The sequence below is a fragment of the Streptomyces beijiangensis genome (assembly GCF_017315755.1).
Classification (GTDB): Bacteria; Actinomycetota; Actinomycetes; order Streptomycetales; family Streptomycetaceae; genus Streptomyces; species Streptomyces beijiangensis.
Map to the genome: position 1 here is coordinate 1 of NZ_JAFLRJ010000114.1, position 23013 is coordinate 23013.

The following is a 23013-nucleotide window of genomic DNA, read 5'->3' on the forward strand; positions in this document are numbered from 1 at the left end:
GGACACCGGACACCGGACACCAGTCGCCCCTCGCCCGTCTTCGGCCTCGACCCCGAGTGGCTCCTCACCGACTCCGGCGCCCCCGTCGCGGACACCATGGTCCTCTCCCACCCCGAACAGTTGGAGCGCCTGCGGGCCGCCTGCCCGGAGGCGGCCGGAACCGCGGTTCTCGCCGGTGACCCGTGCTTCGACCGGATCCTCGCCGCCCGCACCTACCGCGACCGCTTCCGCCGGGCCCTGGGAGTACGCGAGGGCCAGCGGCTCATCGTCCTGAGCTCGACCTGGAACCCCGCATCACTCTTCGGGGACGGCGGCATGCAGGACGTCCTCGCCGCCCTGCTCCCCCGCCTCACCGCCGAGCTCCCCGCTGACGAGTACCGCGTTGCGGCCGTCCTCCATCCCAACACCTGGCACGGCCACGGCCCCGGCCAGATCCGCGCCTGGCTCGACCGCGCCCGGCGCGGCGGCCTCACCCTCGTCGACCCGCTCCGCTCCTGGCGTCAGGCCCTGATCGCGGCGGACGCGGTGATCGGCGACCACGGCGCGGTCACCTATTACGCCGCCGCCCTCGCCACCCCCGTCCTGCTCGGGGCGGCCCCGCTCGACGGGCTCGACCCGCTGAGCCCGGTCGCCGCGCTGATGCACGAGGCCCCGCACCTGGACCCGTACGCACCCCTGCACCCCCAGCTCGAACGCCTGCTCACCGCGCACGTACCGCCGACCGCACCGGCCCGGCTGACCACCTCCTCGCCCGGCGAGTCCGCCGCCCTCCTGCGCCGCCACTTCTACGGGCAGATCGGCATCCCGGAGCCCGAGGATCCGGCCCTCCTCGCCCCTCTCCCGCTGCCCCCGTACGAACCCCCGTACCGCACCGCGCCCTTGCGCGTGCTGACCCGGCTGGCCGGACCCGCAGAGATCACCGTCAGCCGGTACGCCGACCCGCGCCACGAGCCCGACGGCGCGGGCGACAGCGAGTGCGAAGCCCACACCGCCGTGCACGAGGACACCCTCGACCCGGGCCGCCTCGCCCTCGCCGACGTGATCCTGCGCCACGGCGCTCCGGACGACCCCCGCCTGGGAACGCCCGCCGACTGGGCGGCCGAAGTCCTCGCCCGCCATCCGCACTGCGCCCTCGCCGCCTATGTCACGGGCCCGGACAGTTGTACGGTCCGCACCCGCGCCGGGGACCTCGTCCACCTCACCGGCAGCGGCACCGATCCGGCCACCGCTTCCTCCGCCCTGCACGCCTGGCTGGCAGCGGGCAAGTCCCTGGCGGAGCTGGAGCGGTACGGGATGACGGTGCGGACCGGCGCGACCGCCCATCGCGTGGACGTCACTCCCGGGCGGTGACGCATCGCGACCTCAGGTCCCGCAGCACGGCCAGATGCGGCTCGGCCCGCTCCTGGGCGAGCGCGGCCTCCGCCTCGTCGATCAGGGGGAGCGCTGCCTCCGCCTCCCCCGCGTCGAGCCGGACCTCGGCGAGATCGGTGAGCGTACGGGCGGTGTTGTACGCCTCACCCGCGCCCCGGAAGCGGCTCAGCGCCTCGCCCAGCCGCTCCAGCGCCTCGCCCCTGCGGCCCGGAATGCCGCGCAGTGCCCTCCCCTTGTGGCGTTCGACGAGTGCGCGCGCCCGGGGCAGGTCCGCGGCGCCTTCCTCGCCGTCGCCGATCGTGTCGTACACGGCGCCGGCCTCGGTGAAGAGCCCGTAGGCCTCCTCGTACCTCCACTGCCCCAGCCGGAGCAGTCCCAGCGCCTCCACGGCCGAGGCCCGGCCCCGTACATGACCGGCCTGCCACTCGGCCTCGGCGGCCGCGCGCAGTTCGCTCTCCGCCGCGTCGAAGTCCTTCAGCGCGGCAAGGGCCATGCCCAGCTGGAAGTGCAACTGTCCCGCCCTGCGGCCGGTGGCCGTGCGCGCCCCCGACCGCAGCGCGGGCAGCAGTTCCTCGTACCGTCCGGCCTTGAGCTGGTACGGCCAGAGCGCGTGCCCGAGCAGCTCCACCGTGTCCGTATCGCCGGACTCCTCGGCCGCGTGGGCCGCCTCGACGAGGTTTCCGAGGTCGGCGGAGAGCGCGTCGATCGCCGCACCCGCATCGCGGTACGGGCCCGGCCCCAGCTCGCGGGCGCGCGGGGCGGTGCGCCAGCTCTGCGGCAGCGCGACGAGCCCGGCGCGGAGTGCGAACCGCAGGTGATGACCGACCGCGCGCCGTACCGCTTCGGCGCAGGCCGCGGGCCCGTCCTCCCGCTCCGCCGCGGCTTCGGCGTGGCGGCGTATCGCCGGGCGGTAACGGTAGCGTCCCGCGCCGGCGGGCTCCAGGAGCTGCCGGTCGGCGAGTTCGACGAGGTGGCGGGCCGCCTCGGTCCCGGTGATCCGTACGGTGGCTGCGACCGCGGCGACGCCGATGTCCGTCCAGGCGCGGAGCGCCATCAGCCGGTAGACGCGGGCGGTGTCCGCCGCGAGCCGCCGGTGGCCGATCTCCGCGGCACGCCGTACGGGATCGCCCTCCGGCACCCCGGCAGTGCCCCACGTACCGTCGCCGAGCCAGGGTGCGGCGACGCGCAGTGCGTACGGCGAGCCCCCGCACTCCGCCAGCAGACCGGGAAGCGCCTCCCTCGCACCGCCCGGGACGGAACCCCCGGCGAGCAGCGTCAGGAGTTTCAGCGCGTCCTTGCGTCCCAGCGGTCCGACCGGCACCGGAAGTGCGTCGAGTCCGGGCAGCGGCCGCCGGGCGACGACGAGCGTGAACACCCCGGAGGCCGCGGTGAGCAGCGGTGCGACCTGCGCCGCCGAGTACGCATGGTCCAGTACGAGCAGCAGCTTCAGGCCGGCGACGCACTGGCGGAAGCATCTCGTCCGGTCGTCCGGCGCGGCGGGGATCTCCTCATCGGCAAGACCCAGTTCCAGCAGCGCCCGGTAGAGCACGGCGCCCGGGTCGAGTGCGGTCCCCGCCGAGCCGCCGCGCAGGTCGATGCGGATCTGCCCGTGCGGGAAGCGCTTGGCCTCGCGGCTGCCCAGGAACAGGGCCAGCTCGCTGGTGCCGATGCCCTCGGGGCCGTGGAGCAGCGCCACCCGCGGCCTGCCGTCGGCGCGCCGCCCTGCCTCCCGTACGAGATCCTTCAGAGGTCCGTCCCGGTCGGTGAAGAACCGGGTCGGTGCGGGCAGTGCGGGCACCCTGCGGACCTCGGGCCCTGCCGGGGCGGCACGGGCGAGAGCCGTCCAGGCGCGGGCGAGAGCGGGGTCGCGCCGCACGCCCTCGTGGATCGTGCGCGCCACGGCCGCCAGCTCGGGGTCCGTCGCCGGGGCCGGCACCTCGCGCCCGGCGATCCGCCGCACCAGCACCCCTGCCGCCTCCAGGCTCCGCTTCCCGGCCTCGCCCGCCGCGCCCGTGGCCATGGCGGTCAGCACCCCGACAGCGATATGAGATCCAGCATTGCGCTCCCCCGCCCGTGACTGCACTCCGGGGGCAACCGTAGCCAAACGCGGATCACCGTGAACAGGCAACGCCCCTTGTAGAGAGCCGAGTTCACCTGAACCCGCCCCCCACCGGCCGCTGTCCCCCGGGCCCCGGCTACCGTGATTGCGGCCCTCAGCGCTTTGCGGGCCAGTGAGGAGAATGGGCCGCATGTCCCCTGCGTACCTGCCGGACCTGACCTGGGGCAGCTTCCCTTCCGCCTGGCAGCTGGACGTTCCCGCGCTGCTCCTCGTTCTTGTCCTGGGCGGTCTGTACGGCTGGGGCGTGGTGCGCCTGCACCGGCGCGGCGAGCACTGGCCCGTGGCGCGTACGGCGGTCTTCGCGCTGCTCGGTCTCGGCACGATCGTGTCCGCCACGATGTCCGCCCTCGCGGTCTACGACGAGGTGCTGTTCTGGCCGGCCGCGGTGCAGAACATCCTGCTCGACCTGATCGCCCCGCTCGGCCTCGCCCTGGGCGACCCCCTCGCGCTGGCCTGCCGTGCGCTGCCGGGCCGTGCGTCGGTGCGGGTGCGGCGCGCGATGACCGGCAGGTTCGCGCGGGTTCTGGCCTTTCCGCTGGTCAGCTCCGTGCTGGTGCTGGTCTCGGAGCTCTGCGTCTACTTCACCCCGTACTTCGAGACGGCCCTGCGCCACGGCGCGCTGCATCAGCTGATGTATCTGCAGCTGCTGCTGGTCGGCAGTCTCTTCGTCCTGCCGGTGCTCACCCAGGAGGAGCTGCTGCCCCGGTGGTGCAGCCACCCGGTGCGCGCGGCGATGGTCTTCCTCGACGGGCTGATCGACGCTGTCCCCGGCATCGTCGTGATGACGAGCTCCACGCTGGTCGCGGGCACCTGGTACGCGCAGCACGCGCCGCCCTGGGCCCCGGCCGTCCAGGCCGACCAGCAGCTCGGCGGCGGCGCGATGATCACGATCGCGGAGCTGGTGGGGGTGCCGTTCCTGCTGGTGATCTTTGTGCAGTGGGTACGCGCCGAACGGACCAGGACGGCGGCCCTGGACCGCCGCCTGGACGCCGAGCTGGTGCGGGGCGCCGCGGCCACCGCGCCGGCCGCCGCCGGGCCTGCCGGCGCCGCCGAGCCCGATCTCGTACGCCCGTGGTGGGAGAACGAGGGCGGGGTCATCGGCGACCGGATGCGGCGCGAGCGCCCCTGATCCGTACCCGTCGAGTCATCGACCCGCCAGGCCGTCAGGCCTTGCGGCCGACCGCCGCGTAGAGCGGCACCAACTGCCCGTCGGGCACCTCGTCGACCGCCAGTTCCGGGTGCCACTCGGCCACGGGCACCAGCCCCGGCTCCACCAGGTCGAGTCCCGCGAAGAAACGGTTCACGCCGTCCCGGGAGCGGGGCACAAGACGGACGCCGCCCGCCCCGTAGAGCTCGACGGCACGCTGGATCGCCGCAGGATCGTAGTCGCCGGTGAGCTGCGCCAGTACGAGATAGCTCCCCGACGGCAGTACGCCGACGAGCTCCTCGACCAGTTCGTACGCCCCGTCGTCGTCACCGATGAAGTGCATCAGCGCGATCAGCGACAGCGCCACGGGCTGCCCGAAGTCCAGCACCGCCTTCACCCGCTCGACGATCTCGCCCGGTCGTCTGGCGTCGGCCTGGACGTACTCCGTGACCCCTTCGGGTGTGCCCCGCAGCAGTGCCGCCGCATGGGCCAGCACGATGGGGTCGTTGTCGACGTAGACGACGCGTGCGTCGGGGGCGGCCGCCTGGGCGAGCTGGTGGAGGTTGGGCTCGGTGGGTATGCCGGTTCCCACGTCCAGGAACTGGCGTATGCCCGCCTCGCCCGCGAGCCATCGTGTCGCACGGTGCATGAACCACCGGTTGGTTCTGGCGGAGTGCTTGGCCCGGCCGTCGATGGACATCATCTGGCGGCCCACCGCCTCGTCGACCGGGTAATTGTCCTTGCCGCCCAGGAACCAGTCATAGACCCGTGCCGGATGCGGCTTGCTGGTGTCGATCTCCGTCATGCGGGAAGTCTGCCCGGGAAGCGGGCTCTTGTCATGCGCTCCACAGCTCCTGCTTACGGTAACGCGGCTCCCAGAGAAGCCTGTTGAGGACCCTGACCGGCGGGGCCATCGCACCGAAGAACCGCTGCCGCCCCTCCGCCGGGACGCCGTCGACGATCCATGGAACGTAGACCGCGGCCCCCTTGAGCCCCTGCTCCACGCGCATCTTCCCCGCGAAGGCCTTCCAGTCGGCGGGCGCCAGCAGATGCTGGATGAGCGGCAGGGCGTCCTGCTCCTCGTGCTCCAGGTGGTGTACGAGGACCGACCTGGCCTCCTCGGCCCGGTCCGCGAGACCGCGCCCGCCGTCGGCGAGCGCCTGGTCGACCGCGGCGAGCAGCGGGTCGATCTGCGCGTGCTCGGCCTCCATGTCCGCCAGCAGGTCGAGGGCCAGCGGGCTCCCGGCCGCCTTGACCTGCACCCGCGGCCACAGGTCGGAGTCCTCGACGCTGTGGTGGAGGTGGAGCTGGCGCTTGAAGTTGTCCCAGCCCGCGCGGACCCCGGAACCGGTCGCCCGGCCCGCGGCGGCCGCCGCGACGAGGCGGTCCAGATCGCGCCGGAAGGCGTCGTGGGTCACGTACATCATGGTGAAGTCGATGGTGCCGGAAGCGCTCTGCGCGCCGTGCTGTGTGTCGGCCATGGGCGGCTCGACCTCCATTCGTCTGGTCCTGCCACCCGAGAGGGCCGGGACCGCGGAAGGTGTGACATCGCGGGCCCGGAGTGAGACGCAGGCCACATTCGGCGTCCGCGATGTCACATCCCGGGGGGCCTGCCGTGTCTCAGTCGTGAGCGCACGCGACGGGGAGGCACTCCATGTCCACAAGCCCGGTGAAGGAATCCTCCGGGGAACGGCTGGCCGACTGGGCAGACGGCAGACTCGGCATCCACACCATCGGCAGGAAATACCTGCGCAAGATCTTCCCGGACCACTGGTCCTTCATGCTGGGCGAGATCTGTCTCTACAGCTTCATCGTCCTGATCATCACGGGCATCTATCTGACGCTCTTCTTCCACCCGTCGATGAACGAGGTGGTCTACCACGGCAGTTACGCACCGCTGAACGGCGTCCGGATGTCCGAGGCGTATGCCTCCACGCTCGACATCAGCTTCGAGGTGCGGGGCGGTCTGCTCATCCGGCAGATCCACCACTGGTCCGCGCTGATCTTCATCGCCGGCATGTTCGTGCACATGATGCGGCACTTCTTCACCGGCTCCTTCCGCAAGCCCCGCGAGCTGAACTGGCTCTTCGGCTGGACGCTCCTGGTGATCGGCCTCTTCGAGGGCCTGCTCGGCTACTCGCTCCCGGACGATCTGCTCTCCGGCACCGGAATGCGGTTCGTGAACAGCGCGGTGATCTCCACGCCCGTCGTCGGGACGTACCTCTCGATGTTCCTCTTCGGCGGCGAGTTCCCCGGCCACGAGATCATTCCGCGGTTCTACTCCATCCATGTCCTGCTCCTGCCAGGGCTGATGGCGGCGCTCGTGGTGCTCCATCTGATCCTGGTCGTCTACCACAAGCACACCCAGTGGGCCGGTCCCGGACGTACGGAGAAGAACGTCGTCGGCGCACCCCTGATGCCGGTGTACGTGGCCAAGGCGGGCGGGTTCTTCTTCCTGGTCGCCGGGGTCCTGACCGTCATTTCGGCGATCGCCGCGATCAACCCGGTCTGGCTGTACGGCCCTTACCGCGCCGACCAGGTCTCCACGGGCGCCCAGCCCGACTGGTACCTGGGCTTCGCGGAGGGCCTGATCCGCACCATGCCCGGCTGGGAGATCAATGCCTGGGGCCATACGCTCGCGCTGGGCGTCCTCATCCCGCTCGGGCTCTTCCCGCTGATCCTGGCCGCGATCGGTGCGTACCCCTTCATCGAGGCCTGGGTCACCGGCGACAAACGCGAGCACCATCTCCTGGACCGCCCGCGCAACAGGCCGGTGCGCACCGCGCTCGGCACGGCCTGGATCACGCTCTACCTGGTCATGCTCATCGGCGGCGGCAACGACCTGTGGGCCACGCACTTCCATCTGTCGGTCAACACCATCACCTGGGCGATCCGGGTGGCGTTCTTCGTGGCCCCCGCGATCGTCTTCGTCGTCACCAAGCGCATCTGCCTGGGACTCCAGCGCAGGGACCGCGATCTGGTGCTGCACGGCCGCGAGACGGGCATCGTCAAGCGGCTGCCGCACGGGGAGTTCATCGAGCTCCACGAGCCCTTGTCCCAGGCCGAGTTGCACCGGCTGACCGCGCACGAGCAGCCTGCCGCACTGGAGCTTCCCCCGTCGACAGACGCCCAGGGGGTACGGCGCAGGATCCCCCGCCGCGAGCGGCTGCGGGTCAGGCTCTCGCGCGCGCTGTACGGCGAGGGGACCCAGATCCCGAAGCCGACCGGTTCAAGCGGCGCTGTCGAAGGCCGACGCGACAGTGTGGAGCGGTGACTCCGGCCCCGGTGCGGTCGACCCGCACCGGCATGTGGAGTGCGTATATGTCACGTCCATCTCTTGAACACAACGTGGTCCATACCAAGCCCTTGACAGGGGCTTAGTTCACTTCTTAAATCACGCAGTGAACTAAGCATCACTGTCATGCGCACGACAGACGCCATCCCCCACGTGTCATGGAAGGGAGAGTCATGGGCTTTCCGCACCCCGCACGGCGCCTGCTCCTCGCCGCGCTCTCCGCTCTCGCCCTGGCGACGGCCCTCGCCGTCCCCACGGGCGGCACCTCGTCGGCAACTGCCGCCCAGGCCGCCGCAGTCACATTCTCGGACACCTTCGACGGGGCCGCAGGGTCAGCCGTCGACGGGTCCAAGTGGCAGATCGAGACCGGCGACAACGTCAACAACCACGAGCGGCAGTACTACACGGCGGGCAGCAACAACGCCGCCCTCGACGGCCAGGGCCATCTGGTCATCACCGCACGCAAGGACAATCCCCGCAACTACCAGTGCTGGTACGGGAAGTGCGAGTACACCTCCGCCCGGCTGAACACCTCGGGCAAGTTCACCTCCACGTACGGACACGTCGAGGCGCGGATGAAGATCCCGCGCGGCCAGGGCATGTGGCCCGCCTTCTGGATGCTCGGCAACGACATCGGGCAGGTCGGCTGGCCCAACTCCGGTGAGATCGACGTCATGGAGAACGTCGGCTTCGAGCCCTCGACCGTCCACGGCACCATCCATGGCCCCGGCTATTCGGGCTCCGCGGGAATCGGCGCGGGCTACACCCTCCCCAACGGCCAGGTGTTCGCCGACGCCTTCCACACCTTCGCCGTGGACTGGGCGCCGAACTCGATCACCTGGACCGTCGACGGGACCGTGTACCAGCGGCGCACCCCGGCCGATCTCGGCGGCAACCAGTGGGTGTTCAACAAGCCGTTCTTCCTGATACTCAACCTCGCGGTCGGCGGCTACTGGCCGGGCGACCCCAACTCGAGCACCACCTTCCCGCAGCAGCTGGTCGTCGACCAGGTGCAGGTCAGCACCAGCGACACCCCGCCGCCCGCCGCGGGCGGCACCATCACCGGGCTCGGCGGCAAGTGTGTGGACGTGGCCGCAGGGAGCACCGCCAACGGCACCGCGGTCCAGCTGTACGACTGCAATGGATCCACCGCCCAGAAGTGGAGCGTCGGGACCGACGGGACGATCCGCGCGCTGGGCAAGTGCCTGGACGTGGCGAGCGGCGGCACCGCCGACGGTTCGCTGGTCCAGCTGTACGACTGCAACGGCACGGCGGCCCAGAAGTGGACCGTCACCGGCGCGAAGGACATCGTCAACCCCCAGGCGAACAAGTGCCTGGACGCGACGGGCAACTCCTCCGCCAACGGCACCCGGCTGCAGATCTGGACCTGTGGCGGCGGCGCCAACCAGAAGTGGACGGTCACCGGCTGACCACCGCCGGTGTGCGGCCCGGCCTCCTCAGGACCGGGCCGCGCGCTGGCCCAGCAGGACACTCACCAGCACCAGGACCAGACCGCCCAGCTGCCAGAGGGTGAGTGTCTGCCCGAGCACCAGCAGCCCTGCGAGCGTCGCCATGACCGGATTGGCAAGCCCGAGGAAGGCGACCGAGGAGGCGGGCAGCCGCTCGATGCCGCGGAACCACATCGCGTACGCCAGGGCCGTGCCGATCAGACCGAGGTAGGCGAATCCGGCGATGTTCGCGCCGCTCAGCGCGGGCGGCATTCCCTCGATCCCGAACGCGAGGGGCACCAGGACGAGTCCGCCCACGGTCAGCTGCCAGCCGGTCACCGCGAGGAGCGGTACGCCTTCGGGCCTCCCCCAGCGCTTGCCGAGCAGTACGGCGAGGGCCATGAGGGACGTGGCGAGAAGCATCGCGCCGAGGCCTACCGGGTCCACCGCGGCCGAGCCGCGGAGGACGAGCAGTCCCACTCCGGCCACCCCGACCACGCCCGCCCCCAGCGTCCGCCGGGTCGGGCGGACCTTCAGGACGAAGGCGCCGAGGCCCGCCACCAGGAGCGGCATCACGGCGCTGACCGTACTGGCCACACCTCCCGGCAGCCGGTACGCACCGAGGAAGAGCAGCGGGAAGAACGCGCCGAAGTTGAGCAGGCCGAGCACGGCGGACTTCCACCACCACGACCCGCTGGGCAGCCGCCGGGTGGCGGCGATGAGCACCAGCCCTGCGGGCAGGGCCCTCATCGTCGCCAGCAGCAACGGGCGGTCCGGGGGCAGCAGTTGGGTCGTGGTGACGTAGGTGGTGCCCCAGGTGAGGGGTCCGATGACGGCGAGCGCGGCATTCATGGCGGCCGAGCCGCGGGCCGGTGCGGTGCCCGGTGCGGCGCCCGGCCCTGATGCGGCCCGGAGATTCGGTGCGACGACAGACATGACGTTCCCCCTCAGCATTGATAATCTCAACGTTGAGATAAATCATCGGCCGCCGATCGGCGAACGTCAAGTATCTCAACGTTGAGAGATTCTGAGGATCGGAGCGGGACGTGCCGCAGAAGCCCCAGCAGGAAGCCGGCGACGCCGTGGACGTGGTCGCCGCTCAGTGGCGCCGCGAGCGGCCCGATCTCGGGCACCTGGACGCGATGGCACTGGTCGGCCGCATCAGCCGGGCCAACAACCTGATGCAGAAAGGCATGAAGCCGGTCTTCGCCCAGTACGGTCTGGAATTCGCGGAGTTCGACGTGCTGGCCACCCTGTGCCGCACCGGCGCCCCGTACGAGCTGACCGCCGGCGGCCTGCTGCGCTCCGCCATGGTCACATCGGGCGCCATCACCAACCGCCTCGACCGGCTGGAGAAGAAGGGCCTCATCGAGCGCGTACCGCACCCCGGCGACCGGCGGGCGATCAAGGTCAGACTCACCACCGAGGGCTACGACCTGGTGAACACGGTGGTCGAGGCCCATGTGGAGAACGAGGCCCGGATGCTGGCCGGACTGACGAAGACCGAGCGCGCCGCCCTCGACACGGGGCTGCGCCGTCTGCTCGTATCGCTCGGGGACACGGACCTGGGCTGAACACGGCGGGGCGGTCCGCGAACCACCACCCCGCCGGCCGGTCCGCCTGGCTCAGCCGTTCAGCAGGACCGGGAAAGCCGCCTTGTCGTTCTGCGTCAGTACGGGAAGATTCCGGATCTCCTCCGCCGGTACGGCGAGGCGCAGCCCGGGGAAGCGCTCGAAGAGCGCCGGGAGCGCGATGGCCGCCTCCAGCCGGGAGAGCGCCGCACCCGGGCAGATGTGCGGGCCGTGCCCGAACGTCATGTGGCGGATCGGGGTGGCGCGGCTGATGTCGAAGGCCTCGGCGTCCGGGCCGTGCTGCTCGGTGTCGCGGCCGATCGCCCGGTAGGAGATCACCACGCCCTCGCCCTTGGGGATGACGGCGTCGCCGACCTCGATGTCCTCGGTGGCGAAGCGCATCAGCAGATGGGTGATGGAGGGGTCCCAGCGCAGCGACTCCTCGATCGCCGTCTCCCAGGAGACCTCCCCCGAGAGCACCAGCGCCAGCTGGTCGGGGTGGGTCAGCAGGGCGCGTACGACATTGAGGATGAGCCCGATGGTGGTCTCGTGGCCGGCCGCCACCATCGCCTTGAGGTTGCCGACCACCTCCTCGTCGGTGAGCGGGTCGCCGCCCTCGTCGGCGAGGATCAGCGCGCTGGTGAGGTCGTCGGTGGGGCGTGCGGTCTTCTCCCGTACCAACTCGGTGTAGAAGACGTCCAGTTCGGCGAGGACCGCCATGCGCTCCTCGTGCGGGGTGAGCATCGAGAAGAAGGCCTTGTACGCCTTCATCAGCATGGGGTGGCGGGCCTCGTCCACGCCCATCAGCATCCCGACCACCAGCATCGGCAGCGGCTGCGCGAAGGCCGTCTTGAGGTCCACCGCACCGTCGACGGCCTGTTCCTCCAGCGCGTCGAGCAGTTCCTGGGTGAACTTCTCGATGTCGGGGCGTATCGCCTCAAGACGGCGCGGTGTGATCGCCTGGGAGGTCTTGGTCCGCAGCCTGCGGTGCTCGGCGCCGTCCACGGTGAACATGGAGCGGCCCGCGTCGATCATCCCGATCAGCGGCCAGGCGTGCGTCACCGCACCCGACTGCCACAGGCTCCAGGCGTCCAGGTCCTTCACCAGGCGCTGGTCGGTGAGGAGTTGGCGCGCGTCCGCGTGGCGGGTGACGGCCAGCGCGGGGACGCCGAGCAGCTCGATCGGGGTGAGCGCACCGGCCTCGCGCAGCCGCGCAGTCTCACCGTCCAGATCCTGGACCATCGGGTCGATGGCGAGTGCCGATGCGGCAGCGGCGGCGTGAGGGCAGTTCACAGGTGGCCTCCAGTCGTGCGTACGGGGGTGAAGCTGACCGGCAGCGAGGTCATCCCCCGAAGGAAGGAGGACGGCCGCCGGACCAGTGTCTGTGCGGGCACCGTCAGATCGATGTCGGGCAGCCGGTCGAGCAGCACCTCGATCCCGGTGCGGGCGAGGATCTCGGCGATCTCCTGGGCGGGGAAGGGGCAGCGATACTCGCCGTGGCCGAAGGAGAAGTGCGCGCTGTTGCCGCTCTGGCCGCCGCCCCCTGAGCCGAGGTCCTGCCGGATCAGCGGGTCGGCGTTGGCCGCGGCCAGACCGAGCAGCAGCATGTCCCCCGCGCGTACGGCCTGTCCGCCCAGTGTGGTGTCGCGGGCGGCCCAGCGTCCGGCGAGTATCTGGGTCGGGGCGTCCTCCCAGAGGACCTCGTTCATCGCCTCGGCGACGCTGTGGCGGCCGCCGGAGAGCGCGGCGGCGAACCGGTCGTCGGTGAGCATCAGCCTGATCGAGTTGCCGATCCAGTCGGCGGTGGGGAGGTGGCCCGCCGCCGTGATCGCCATCAGGTCGAGGGCGTACTCCTCGTCGGTGAACGGTGCGGGGTCGGCCAGCATCCGGGACGTCACGTCGTCCCCGGGCTGGGCGCGCTTGGCCGCGACGAGGCGGAACATGTGCTCGGCGAAACTCTGCATGGCCTGCTGCGCGTCGGGTCCGCCGTCGGCGAGATCGTTGATCACCCGGGCGATCCGCGCGCCGTCCTCGTCGGGGAAGCCGACCAGCCGTGCCAGGACGAGCACCGGCAGCAGCATCGCGAAGTCCGCGACCAGGTCGGCCCTGCCGCGGTCGCAGAAGCTGTCGATCAGCCGGTCCGCCAGCTCCTCGCTGTGGCGCCGGAGTTCGAAGGAGTCGACCTCTTCGAGCGCGGGTCCCACCATGGCTGCGTGCCGACGGTGCTCGGCGCCCGCGGTGAAGTAGATGGAAGGGGCGGGCCTGCCGACCATCGGCAGCAGCGGCCAGTCCTCGGGGATGTTCTCCCACTGGTTCCACAGCGCCACGTCGCGCGGGAACAACTCGGCGTCGCTGGAGACCTGGTGGAGTTCGCGGTAGCCGATGACAAGCCAGGCGGGGATGGAGCCGGGCAGTTCGACCGGGGTCACCGGGCCGTGGTCGCGGCGCATGTCGCGGTAGAGGCCCAGCGTGTCGGTGTGGAACCGTTCGCCGCTGAGCGGCACGACGGGGCAGCCGCCGCCGTGCGCGGGCGTGACGGGCGGCGAGGGGTGCGTCATCGTGCGGACTCCTGGGGCGTCGGTTCAGCGCGTTGCGGCCAAACGATCAACGCGAAACCACTATAAGGAAGTTGAGTGACCAGGTCGCTACATCAATCTTCCACTTGTGTCACTTCCGTGATCACAAAACCCCCACATCCGCACATGCGCGATCACATCGCCTCGTCGTGCAGCAGCCTCCCCGCCAGCGCTCCCCCGAGCACCACCACCCCCACACCGACCAGCCAGGACTGCAGCACCAGAACCGTCCCGAACGGCCCGTAGGTGACGGCGCTCGAAGCGATCAGCGGCGAGAAGACGAGCCGCGAGAAGACCCGCAGTCCCAGCAGACCGAGCACCGTGGTGACCGCCCCCGGCAGCAGGGCGGGCCACCCGATCCGCCCGCCGAGCAGCACCCGCTGCGACCACCAGAAGAAAGCCACCGCGCTCACCGCGCCGCCCAGTTCACCGCCCCAGCTCTGCCGCCACACCGTGGTGGTGCCGGAGATGAAGAGAGCGCCCACCAGCACACCGAGCCAGAGCACCTGGCGCCATCTGCCGTACCAGCGCCCCGGAGGCAGCTCCCAGATCTTCTCGTAGCACGTCTGGATCGTGGCCCCGAAGGACAGCCCGAAGCCGGCGAGCGCGGCGATCCCGAACGCCGTGGTGGTCCGCAGCACTTGTCCGGGTACGGCGAAGAGCTGGTCGATCCGCACCCGAGCGGTCCGCGACACCCCCAGCGCGTCCCCGAGCCACTGGGCGAACCCCTGTCCATGACCCGGATCCGCCGCCGAGACGACGATCAACAGCGGTACGAGGGTGAGGAATCCGAGAGCGGCGAAGGCCATCGAGCGGGGCATCAGCTCCAGTTCGCGCACAGCACCGCGCAACCTCGCGTACCACGGCGGATGTTCCTCGGTACCGGCCTGCTCCTGCGGCATGTCACGAACTATCACCCCCTGACTGTCCTCAGGGACAGGTGGGGGACAACCCCCACCCGACTCGGGGACTACCCCGGTCGTTTGGGGGCCGCCCGCTCTCTAGATTCGGAACTGTCCCCGCACCGCCGCTCCACTCCCCCTACGGAGGCTCCCCGTGACCACCCACCGCCCGCTCGTCGCGGCCTTCCTGCGCTTCGTCGTCTGCGGCGGCGGCGTCGGCCTCGCCTCCAGCGGTGTGCTGGTGGCACTGCACGGACGTATGCCGATGGTCCTCGCCAACGCCCTGGTCACCGTCGTCTCCACCGTCGTCGCGACGGAGCTGCACGGCAGGATCTCCTTCCGCAGCGAGCGCCGCGGCTGGGGCGTCCACCTCCAGTCGGGGTTGACGGTCGCGGTGAGCTACGCCTTCACGACCGGCGCCCTGCTCACCCTCTACGCCGTCCATCCGGCCCCTTCGGCCGTGACGGAACAGACCGTCTACCTCTCCGCATCGGCGCTGACGGGCATCGGCCGGTTCGTGGTGCTGCGGGCCGTGGTGTTCGCCCGGCGTACGGCGGCCGTCGAGGCCCCGCTCGGCCGGACCTCGGTGGCGATGGCGGCCTGAGCCGTCGGCAGCCCTGTCAGGGAGCGCTGAACAGGGCCGGGAAGCGGTGCCCGAGCCAGGGCTTGCGGCCCCAGACGACCACATGGCCTCGGGCCATGGCGCCCCACGGACCGCGCCGGCCCAGGGCCATCAGGAGGAAGTCGACCGGTTCCGTGAGGATGGTGCAGTCCGGGCGGGCCGGGGGCTGCTCCCTCACAGTCACGGCCCCGTCGGCGAAGACCGCCCCGAAGCGGGTGCCGCCCCACAGCCGGATCTCGTAACGGGCGCTCAGCCCGGCGATCGCGGCCGTGTCGACCGCCCGCCCCATGGCCCTGAGCATGAAGGGCATGGTCAGCTCGACCCGGGCGCGGTCGATCATGTGCGGCCGGCCCAATGCGCGGGCGAGGTCCCAGCCGTGGCCCAGCATGTGGGTCAGGAGGTACGAAGCCAGTTCGGCCAGGCTCATCGGGCCCATCGGGGTGATCACGGTCCCCTGTGCGGGGTTCCGCTCCACCGCGTCGAGGAACGCCTCGGCCTGCGCCACGATCATCGCGGCCAGCGGTTCGGCCCCGCGCTCGCCGAAGGCGGCGAGCCCACGCTCATTGGCCGCGGCCAGGCTCTGCGGTGTGCCGTCCCCGTAACCGCGCTCCTGCCCGGCGGCCAGCTCGGCCATCAGTGCGTTGGCCAGCGCCAGGTGCGCCGCCGCCTCCCCGACGGTCCACCGCGACCCGGGGACCGCCCCTGCGGTGCCCGGCGCCCCGCGCACGAGCTCGGCGATCTCGGTGGCGGTGTCACGTATCGCGTCGCCGAGCCCACCGGCATCCATCGTTCTGCCGATGTCGGGCAGGGAATTCCTCATTGGCCGACTATGGACGACCGGCCTACCGTCGAGGAAGTCAGAGCGTGCGAGATCTTGAGGAGTGACACGGCATGGCAAAGATCCTTTTCGTGATGACGGGCGCCGACCACTGGACGCTCGCCGACGGCACCAAGCACCCGACCGGCTTCTGGGCCGAGGAGGCCGTCGCCCCGTACCAGGCCTTCACCGAGGCCGGGCACGAGATCGTGGTCGCCACCCCGGGCGGGGTGGTGCCCACCGTCGACCGGGGCAGCCTGGCTCCCGAATTCAACGGAGGCCAGGAAGGTGCGGACAAGGTGGCGGCCGCGCTGGCCTCGATGGACGAGCTGCAGCACCCGGTCAGGATCGAGGACGTCGACCTGGACGCGTACACCGCTGTCTTCTACCCCGGCGGACACGGCCCCATGGAGGATCTCGCGGTCGACGCCGCGTCCGGCGGGCTGCTCGTAAGGACCCTGAAGTCGGGCAAGCCCCTCGGGGTGGTCTGTCACGCCCCGGCCGCGCTGCTCGCGGCCACGGACGCCGACGGCGCCAACGCGTTCGCGGGGTACCGGCTCACCGGCTTCACCAACATCGAGGAGACCCAGGCCGGGTTCGCCGACAAGGCCAGGTGGCTGCTTCAGGACCGGCTCGTCGAGGCGGGCGCGGACTTCCAGGAGGGCGAGCCCTGGGCTCCGTACGTGGTCGTCGACCGCAACCTCGTCACCGGCCAGAACCCGGCCTCCTCCGCGCCGCTCGCCCAGGAGCTGCTGAAGAAGCTCGTCTGACCGGCCCCTCCACGGATCAGCGCCGAACTGCTTTTCGGGCCACCGGATTTGGGCCGGGAAACGATCTTCCGTAGGATCCGGCGATGATCATAAGTAAACGGCTGGCCGCCGGGGTGTGCGCGCTGCTCGCCGCCCTGGCCGTCGGCTTCTCCCCCACCGGTGCCGCAGCCGACGAGACGGACCCCGCGCAGTCCCCCAAGGTCGACCTCGTACTGGACGTCAGCGGTTCGATGCGGACGCGCGACATCGACGGACAGTCCCGGATGGCCGCCGCCAAGCAGGCGTTCAACGAGGTGCTCGACGCGGTCCCCTCCGACGTACAGCTCGGTATCCGCACCCTGGGCGCCGACTACCCGGGCAACGACCGCAAGACCGGCTGCAAGGACACCGCACAGCTCTACCCGGTCGGCCCGCTCGACCGCACCGAGGCGAAGACCGCCGTGGCCACCCTCGCCCCCACGGGCTGGACGCCGATCGGTCCCGCCCTGCTCAAGGCGGCCGACGACCTCAAGGGCGGTGACGCGACACGACGGATCGTGCTCATCACCGACGGCGAGGACACCTGTGCCCCGCTCGACCCGTGCGAGGTGGCCCGCTCCATCGCCGCACAGGGCACCCATCTGGTCGTCGACACGCTCGGCCTGGTCCCTGACGCCAAGATCCGCAAGCAGCTGACCTGTATCGCGGAGGCGACCGGCGGTACGTACTCCTCGGTGCAGCACACCGATGAACTCGCAGGCAGGGTGACCCAGTTGGTGGACCGGGCCGCAGATCCGGTGGCTGTACCCGTGGCGACCGAGGGCGCCGCACAGTGCACCGGCGCACCGCAGCTCAAGGCCGGCCTCTACACCGACCGCGAGCGGTTCTCCGAGCACCGCTGGTACCGGGTGGACGTGCTGCCGGGACAGGAACTGCGCGCCTCCGTGAGCGTCGGGGCCGACCGCGCCGTCAACCAGGACTACGGCGTCCTGCTGCGGGCGGTGACCGCCTCAGGACGGGAGATCGTACGCGGCGAGCAGTCGGGGAACGGCCGGACCGATGTGATCTCCTCCGGTCTGCGCTACCCCAAGGCACCGCAGGACGACGACGACACCGAGCCGGCACCCGAGACCGTCTGCCTGCAGGTCAGCAACTCCTTCTCGGCCCCGGCCTCCGTCAAGACGACGCCCGGCCTGCCCGTCGAGCTCACCGTGGACCTGGTGAAGGCGCCCGACGCGGCGTCGGACGTGGCCGCCTTCGGCCTCGGCCGGGGCTGGTGGCTGCTGGGCGCCCTGGTGCTCACCGGCTTCCTCGCGGGTGTGCTGTGGGGCTGGATCGCCCGGTGGCGTGTAGCGGTATGGAGGACCAACTGATGTGTACGACACGTGTGATGGCCGCTGCGGCACTGGCCGCGGCAGCCCTCCTCACCACGGCGGGTCCCGCGGCCGCGGACTCCCCCTCGCCGAGCCCCTCGGTGAGCGGCAGCTCATCGGCCCCGACCCAGGCCGGCACCTCCTTCCGTACGGCGGCCGTCCTGCAACAGGACCAGCCGGGCACGGCCGACGCCTCCACCGGTGACTACCTCTACTGGGTGTTCCCGGCCGACGCCGGCCAGACGCCCACGGTCCGGGCCACGGTGACGCTCCCCGAAGCGGCCACCCGGCACGGCGCCGCCACCTGGCAGGTCGACGTCTACGACGGGCTGCGCCGCCGCCAGGCCTGCACCCACGGCAGCCAGACCAGGACCGCGGCGGCCGACGCCGCATCGGTCGAGCTGAAGTGCACCCTGCGTCCGGTCCGCGCCTGGTCGGAACCCTGGGCCAACGACCCGCTGCCGGGCAGTTACTACGTACGCCTGACCGTCACCGGCCTGCCCGACGAGGACCTGGGCCTGCCCGTGCACGCCGAGGCCGAGGCCACGGCGGCGGACGCGGGCGGCGCCCATGCGGTGGACGGCACCCTCGCCGCGCCGCTGGTGCCGGGGACCGCCACCGCGGCCACCGCTGCCGCCCCGTCTGACGACGGCTGGTCGTCGGGCTGGTGGACGGACCGCTGGCTGTGGACCGTCGGCGGCGGCGTCCTCGCCTCGCTGGCCGCGATCGGCGGCTACGCGCTCACCCGGGGCACCGGGAGGCGGCCCGTGCGCGCCTGATCCGTACCGGAGAAACGACAGGGGCCCGCGGCGCATGCGCCGCGGGCCCTTTCGTACGGCGGCCGGCTCCGGCCGGGAGCGGGCCGCCGAGCTCACCGGCCCATGACGTACTTCACGGTCGGGCCCGTGGTCCAGCCGCCGTCCACGGCCAGCTCCGCGCCGGTGACGTAGGACGCCGCGTCCGAGAGCAGGAACAGCACCGCGTTCGCTATCTCCTGGGGCTCGCCGACGCGTCCCATCGGGGTGTTGGGGTAGTTGCCCTCACCCCGCTCGATGCCCACCTGGGCGGTCATCGGCGTGTACGTCATACCGGGGTGGACGGAGTTGACGCGGATCCGCGCCGTGCCCTGCTCGACCGCGGCGATCTTCGACAGGCCGCGTACGGCCCATTTGGACGCGCCGTACGAGGAGGTGAGGGCGAGGCCCATGAGGCCGGCCGCGGAGGAGATGTTGACGATCGAGCCGCCGCCACCCTCCTTCATGACCGCGATCGCGGTCTTCATGCCGATGAAGACGCCGGTCAGGTTGATGTCGATCACTTTGCGGAAGTGCTCGACGGTCTCCGTGTCCAGGGGCTGTCCGGTGGAGACTCCGGCGTTGTTGACCAGGCCGTGCAGTCCGCCGAACTCGGCGGCCGTGAAGGCGGCGGCCCGCTGCCAGTCCCGCTCGGACGTCACGTCGAGGTGGAAGTAGCGTGCCCGCTCGCCGAGTTCGGCGGCCAGAGCCGTGCCGTCCGCGTCCAGGACGTCGCCGAGAACGACGTTCGCACCCGCCGCGACCGCCTGCCGCGCGATGTCGGAGCCGATGCCGCGGGCGCCGCCCGTGACGAGGACCGTCCGGCCGGTGAGGTCGATGATGCTGCTCATGCGATGCCCTTTCCCTGCGCTGCGCGCAGGCTCAGAAGTGCGTTCCGCCGTCGACACGGATCTCGGTGCCGGTGATGAACCTGCCGTCGTCCGAGCCGAGCATCGCGACGACGGAGGCCACGCTCCCCGGTCCCGCGAAGCCCCGGCCGATCGCCGGGGCGAGCTTCATGAACAGGCTCATGTCGGCGTCCTCGGGGAGCCCGGGGCCGCTGCTCTGCCCGCTGGCGCCGCTGCCGTCGGTCATTCCGGAGGAGATGGAGCCGGGTTGTACGGCCGTGAAGCGGATGCCCTGCTTGCTGTACTCGCTCGCCAGCGCATGGGTCATGGACTGGATGCCGCCCTTGCTCGCCGCGTACGCCGCCATGTAGGGGTGCGCGAACGTCGCCGAGGTCGAGCTGAAGTTGACGACCGCCGGGCCGTCGCCCGCCAGGAGAGCGGGGATCGACTCCCGGATCGTCAGGAACGTGCCGACCAGATTGACCCGGAGGACCAGATCGAAGTCGGCCAGCGGGGTCTCGTGCGTGTGCGAGGAACGCAGGATGCCCGCGGCGTTGACCAGGACGTCCAGACCGCCGAGGGTCTCGACGGCGGCGGCGACCCCGGTCCGTACGGAGGCCTCGTCGGCCACGTTCATCACGACCGTGGTCAGACGGTCGGCCGCTCCCGCGGCGGCGGCCTTGTCCGTGGTGTCCCTCAGGCCCGGCTCGCTGACGTCGGCGGCCACGACGGTGGCGCCCTCGGAGAGGACGCGCAGCGCGGTGGCCTGGCCGATGCCGGAACCGGCGCCGGTGATGAGAACGCGACGGCCGCCATAACGGTTCATGGCATGTGCTCCATTTCCCTGTGTCGTTCGTGGTGCGCGGAACTGTCGTTCCGCCGGCCACCATACGACCGAGTGGCACGTTTTGCCACTCTGTCATAGTGTGCATCCTCACATCTCTGCACATACGCTTCCGGGGTGAGTCCTCAACAGCCCCAGCCGAGCCTGACCGAGCGCCGCAAGGCCGCCACCCAGCTCGACATCGCCCGCGCCGCCGCTGCGCTCTTCGCCGAGCAGGGACCCGCGGCCACCACCGCGGAGGACATCGCCGACCGGGCCGGGGTGGCGCTGCGCACCTTCTACCGGTACTTCCGGAACAAGCAGGACGCGGTCGGCCCCCTCCTCGCCGCCGGCGGAGACGCCTGGCGGGCCCTCCTGGAGGACGCGGAAGCGGGCGCCGACCTGCGTACCACCCTCGAACAGGCCGTCACCGCCACGCTCTCCGCATCGGGCGAGCACAGCGACGAGCAGTTCGAGACCACGCGCGGACTGCTGCGCGCGGCCCAGGACGACGCCACTCTGAGAGCCGTCTGGTACCGGGTCAACCAGGAGTCGGAGGAGCGGCTCGTACCGGTCCTCACGCGGCTCGCCGGCGACGAGGCCGACGCTCTGGAGGTACGGCTGGCCGCGGCCGCCGCCACCAACGCGATCCGGATCGCCATGGAGTCCTGGGCGGCGACCGACGCCCCCGCGACGGGCGCGAAGGGCTCCCCCGCCGCACTCGCGCTGCGCTGCCTGCGCGAGCTGACGGGCGGCATGAGATGGCCCGCGGCCTGAGTCCGGCGCAAAGCCGCCCGTAAGGCCGCGGCACTCAGTGGTGGTGCTGGTCGCCGCTGTCGATGGCCCGGTACTCCTCGACCGTGGCCTTGGGCACCTGCGAGCCGGGACCGTACATGGCATGGGCGAGCCTGGCCCGCAGCCGATCCGAACGCCTGGGGCTGCGCTGGACGCCATTGGCGTCGACCAGCGGCCCCAGCTCGAAGGGAGGGGGCTGCTCGTGCGCCGTGAGTTTGTGCAACTGCGCCTGGGTGAGCGGTTCGTGCACCTCCACGAACTCGCCGTGCGGCAGCCGCTTGACGGTCCCGCTCTCCCGTCCGTGCAGGGCCAGTTCGCGGTCGTGCAGCTGCAGGCCCTGGCAGAAGCGGCGGGTGACGATGAAGGCCACCACGGGGGCGACGAAGAACGCGATCCGTACGAACCAGGTGATCGAGTTGATCGAGAGATGGAAGCGGGTGGCCCACAGGTCGTTGCCGCCGCCGATCAGCAGCACGGCGTACAGAGAGAGCCAGGCGACACCCAGCGCGGTGCGCGTCGGTGCGTTGCGCGGGCGCTCGGCGATGTGGTGTTCGCGCCGGTCGCCGGTCACCCAGGCCTCGATGAACGGGTAGACCGCGATCGCCATCATGATGAGGGGGAAGAGCGAGAACGGGATGAAGACACCCAGTTGCAGAGTGTGGCCCCAGGCGTTGATCTCCCATCCCGGCATCACCCGGATCAGCCCCTCGGAGAATCCCAGGTACCAGTCCGGCTGGGCGCCGGTGGAGACATAGTCGGGACGGTAGGGGCCCATCAGCCAGACCGGGTTGATGGAGGCGATCGCGCCCATCACGGTCAGCACGCCGAAGACGAGGAAGAACATCCCGCCGGCCTTGGCGATGTAGATCGGCAGGAAGGGCGCTCCCACCACGTTCCGCTCGGTCCTTCCCGGCCCGGCGAACTGGGTGTGCTTGTGGTAGAAGACCAGGATCAGATGGGCGACGACCAGCCCCAGCATGATCCCGGGCAGCAGCAGCACATGGACCGGATAGAGCCGCGGAATGATGTCGTGCCCCGGGAACTCCCCGCCGAAGAGGAAGAAGGAGAGGTACGTCCCCACCACGGGGACCGAGAGGATCGCCCCCTGCGCGAAGCGGATGCCGGTGCCCGACAGCAGGTCGTCGGGGAGCGAGTAGCCGGTGAGCCCGGTGATCAGGCCGAGCATCAACAGCGTCCAGCCGAAAAGCCAGTTGACCTCGCGCGGCTTGCGGAAGGCGCCCGTGAAGAAGACCCGCATCATGTGCACGAGCATCCCGGCGACGAAGACCACCGCCGCCCAGTGATGGATCTGCCGGATGAGCAGACCGCCGCGCACGTCCATGCTGATGTTGACCGTGGACTCGTACGCCCGGGTCATGCGGACGCCGTTGAGCGGCTCGTACGAACCGTGGTAGATGACCTCCGCACCGCTCGGCTCGAAGAAGAGCGTCAGATAGACCCCGGTGAGGATGAGGATCAGAAAGCTGTAGAGACAGACCTCGCCCATCATGAACGACCAGTGGTCAGGGAAGATCTTGCGCATATTGGCCTTGGCCATCGCGCGCAGCCCGACCCTGGCGTCCGCCCAGTCGGCCAGCCGCTCGCCCTTGCCCTGCGGCTCGGTCCTTCCGCGGTGCTGAGTGCGCTCGGTACGTCCGCTCATGCGAATCCCCCTCAGGCGGCTACCAGAGTGACACGTCACCATGCCGCAGCCAACAGGCTCCGCGTCAGGGGGAGTTACGCAAACGGCTGGGGGCGGCCCG

The 23013-nt window shown here is 71.0% G+C and carries 21 protein-coding genes; 10 read left to right on the forward strand and 11 right to left on the reverse strand.

Features of this window, described 5'->3' with window-relative positions; genetic code table 11:
* On the forward strand, positions 1-1350 hold a 1350-nt coding region (locus J0695_RS12740), incomplete at its 5' end, for a hypothetical protein (protein ID WP_242552573.1).
* Here the strand turns inward: J0695_RS12740 and J0695_RS12745 are convergent.
* Positions 1334-3403, reverse strand: a complete 2070-nt coding sequence (locus J0695_RS12745; protein WP_307798588.1) for a tetratricopeptide repeat protein — start codon at positions 3401-3403, stop codon at positions 1334-1336. The two genes, J0695_RS12740 and J0695_RS12745, sit on opposite strands and share 17 nt — an antisense overlap.
* Before the next feature lie 208 nt (positions 3404-3611).
* On the opposite strand from J0695_RS12745, the gene J0695_RS12750 reads away from it, so the two are divergent.
* The gene (locus J0695_RS12750; RefSeq protein ID WP_206962106.1) at positions 3612-4619 is read left to right on the forward strand and encodes a cytochrome c oxidase assembly protein; all 1008 of its coding nucleotides are present in this window, start codon (positions 3612-3614) and stop codon (positions 4617-4619) included.
* A 34-nt stretch (positions 4620-4653) separates the two neighbouring features.
* Here the strand turns inward: J0695_RS12750 and J0695_RS12755 are convergent, their stop codons facing one another.
* Together J0695_RS12755 and J0695_RS12760 are read right to left on the reverse strand one after the other, a co-directional pair.
* A complete protein-coding gene (locus tag J0695_RS12755) occupies positions 4654-5442 on the reverse strand; it encodes an SAM-dependent methyltransferase (RefSeq protein WP_206962107.1) in 789 nt (262 codons plus the stop codon).
* 31 nt (positions 5443-5473) lie between these two features.
* On the reverse strand, positions 5474-6118 hold the full coding sequence (locus tag J0695_RS12760) for a hemerythrin domain-containing protein (RefSeq protein ID WP_206962108.1): 645 nt from the start codon (positions 6116-6118) through the stop codon (positions 5474-5476).
* Positions 6119-6291: 173 nt separating this feature from the next.
* On the opposite strand from J0695_RS12760, the gene qcrB (J0695_RS12765) reads away from it, so the two are divergent.
* Together qcrB (J0695_RS12765) and J0695_RS12770 are read left to right on the forward strand one after the other, a co-directional pair.
* Entirely contained in the window at positions 6292-7911 is a 1620-nt protein-coding gene (gene qcrB / locus J0695_RS12765) for a cytochrome bc1 complex cytochrome b subunit (protein ID WP_206962109.1), read from the forward strand.
* A 194-nt stretch (positions 7912-8105) separates the two neighbouring features.
* The gene (locus J0695_RS12770; protein ID WP_206962110.1) at positions 8106-9362 is read left to right on the forward strand and encodes a glycoside hydrolase family 16 protein; all 1257 of its coding nucleotides are present in this window, start codon (positions 8106-8108) and stop codon (positions 9360-9362) included.
* A gap of 27 nt (positions 9363-9389) precedes the next feature.
* Here the strand turns inward: J0695_RS12770 and J0695_RS12775 are convergent, their stop codons facing one another.
* Positions 9390-10316 carry an EamA family transporter gene (locus J0695_RS12775; protein WP_242552574.1) on the reverse strand — a complete coding sequence of 309 codons (927 nt, stop codon included), beginning with the start codon at positions 10314-10316 and terminating at the stop codon, positions 9390-9392.
* 110 nt (positions 10317-10426) lie between these two features.
* Between J0695_RS12775 and J0695_RS12780 the strand changes: the two genes are divergently transcribed.
* Positions 10427-10954 carry a MarR family winged helix-turn-helix transcriptional regulator gene (locus tag J0695_RS12780; protein ID WP_307798589.1) on the forward strand — a complete coding sequence of 176 codons (528 nt, stop codon included), beginning with the start codon at positions 10427-10429 and terminating at the stop codon, positions 10952-10954.
* A gap of 51 nt (positions 10955-11005) precedes the next feature.
* On the opposite strand, the gene J0695_RS12785 is transcribed toward J0695_RS12780, so the two are convergent.
* The 3 genes from J0695_RS12785 to J0695_RS12795 form a co-directional block, all read right to left on the reverse strand.
* Entirely contained in the window at positions 11006-12244 is a 1239-nt protein-coding gene (locus tag J0695_RS12785; RefSeq protein ID WP_206962111.1) for a cytochrome P450 family protein, read from the reverse strand.
* On the reverse strand, positions 12241-13509 hold the full coding sequence (locus J0695_RS12790; RefSeq protein WP_206962112.1) for a cytochrome P450: 1269 nt from the start codon (positions 13507-13509) through the stop codon (positions 12241-12243). The genes J0695_RS12785 and J0695_RS12790 overlap by 4 nt, the downstream gene beginning before the upstream one ends.
* Before the next feature lie 152 nt (positions 13510-13661).
* Positions 13662-14429, reverse strand: a complete 768-nt coding sequence (locus tag J0695_RS12795) for a YhjD/YihY/BrkB family envelope integrity protein (protein ID WP_206962113.1) — start codon at positions 14427-14429, stop codon at positions 13662-13664.
* A 154-nt stretch (positions 14430-14583) separates the two neighbouring features.
* Here J0695_RS12795 and J0695_RS12800 point away from each other — a divergent pair, with 154 nt between their 5' ends.
* Positions 14584-15033, forward strand: coding sequence for a hypothetical protein (locus J0695_RS12800; RefSeq protein ID WP_206962114.1), 450 nt, complete (start codon positions 14584-14586; stop codon positions 15031-15033).
* A 16-nt stretch (positions 15034-15049) separates the two neighbouring features.
* Here the strand turns inward: J0695_RS12800 and J0695_RS12805 are convergent, their stop codons facing one another.
* The gene (locus J0695_RS12805; RefSeq protein ID WP_206962115.1) at positions 15050-15871 is read right to left on the reverse strand and encodes a maleylpyruvate isomerase family mycothiol-dependent enzyme; all 822 of its coding nucleotides are present in this window, start codon (positions 15869-15871) and stop codon (positions 15050-15052) included.
* Positions 15872-15942: 71 nt separating this feature from the next.
* Between J0695_RS12805 and J0695_RS12810 the strand changes: the two genes are divergently transcribed.
* The 3 genes from J0695_RS12810 (at position 15943) to J0695_RS12820 (ending at position 18769) form a co-directional block, all read left to right on the forward strand.
* Positions 15943-16638 (forward strand): type 1 glutamine amidotransferase domain-containing protein, encoded by a 696-nt coding sequence (locus J0695_RS12810; protein WP_206962116.1) that lies wholly within the window; start codon positions 15943-15945, stop codon positions 16636-16638.
* An 83-nt stretch (positions 16639-16721) separates the two neighbouring features.
* Positions 16722-17990, forward strand: coding sequence for a VWA domain-containing protein (locus J0695_RS12815; protein WP_206962117.1), 1269 nt, complete (start codon positions 16722-16724; stop codon positions 17988-17990).
* Positions 17990-18769, forward strand: coding sequence for a hypothetical protein (locus J0695_RS12820; protein WP_206962118.1), 780 nt, complete (start codon positions 17990-17992; stop codon positions 18767-18769). The genes J0695_RS12815 and J0695_RS12820 overlap by 1 nt, the downstream gene beginning before the upstream one ends.
* Before the next feature lie 92 nt (positions 18770-18861).
* Here the strand turns inward: J0695_RS12820 and J0695_RS12825 are convergent, their stop codons facing one another.
* Positions 18862-19626 (reverse strand): glucose 1-dehydrogenase, encoded by a 765-nt coding sequence (locus J0695_RS12825; RefSeq protein WP_206962150.1) that lies wholly within the window; start codon positions 19624-19626, stop codon positions 18862-18864.
* A 40-nt stretch (positions 19627-19666) separates the two neighbouring features.
* The gene (locus J0695_RS12830) at positions 19667-20458 is read right to left on the reverse strand and encodes an SDR family NAD(P)-dependent oxidoreductase (RefSeq protein WP_206962119.1); all 792 of its coding nucleotides are present in this window, start codon (positions 20456-20458) and stop codon (positions 19667-19669) included.
* Positions 20459-20593: 135 nt separating this feature from the next.
* Between J0695_RS12830 and J0695_RS12835 the strand changes: the two genes are divergently transcribed.
* Positions 20594-21232, forward strand: coding sequence for a TetR/AcrR family transcriptional regulator (locus tag J0695_RS12835; protein ID WP_206962120.1), 639 nt, complete (start codon positions 20594-20596; stop codon positions 21230-21232).
* A gap of 34 nt (positions 21233-21266) precedes the next feature.
* On the opposite strand, the gene qcrB (J0695_RS12840) is transcribed toward J0695_RS12835, so the two are convergent.
* Positions 21267-22913 carry a cytochrome bc1 complex cytochrome b subunit gene (qcrB, locus tag J0695_RS12840; RefSeq protein WP_206962121.1) on the reverse strand — a complete coding sequence of 549 codons (1647 nt, stop codon included), beginning with the start codon at positions 22911-22913 and terminating at the stop codon, positions 21267-21269.
* Positions 22914-23013 lie beyond the last annotated feature (100 nt).